Annotated in this window: 1 protein-coding gene; it reads right to left on the bottom strand. The window is 58.4% G+C overall.

Going from position 1 to position 255, the window contains the following annotated elements; translation table 11 throughout:
- Positions 1–255 (bottom strand): transposase (locus F1735_RS34985; protein ID WP_167241645.1); only part of this gene is annotated, 255 nt, incomplete at both ends.

Raw genomic sequence — 255 nt, forward strand, 5'->3', positions numbered from 1 at the left:
CGAGCAGCCCGAACATCAAATGGCTCATGACTTTGGCATGTCCTTTGACCATGATGTTGCGGCCACCAAACTCGTCCTTGAGGCGCGCATTGGTCCGTTCGGCCACAGTGCGCTCACGGTAGCGAACCTCATCGCCAGGCTCGAAGTGTTCCTTCTCGCCGCCACGCGGATTATGGTCGATCAGGGGGACGTGTCCCAGTTCGCGGCAGTGGTCGTGCAACTCTTTGCTGCAGTAGGCAGCATCCATCACATCGT

The sequence above is a fragment of the Massilia genomosp. 1 genome, assembly GCF_011682185.1.
Taxonomy (GTDB): domain Bacteria; phylum Pseudomonadota; class Gammaproteobacteria; order Burkholderiales; family Burkholderiaceae_D; genus Telluria_A; species Telluria_A rubra.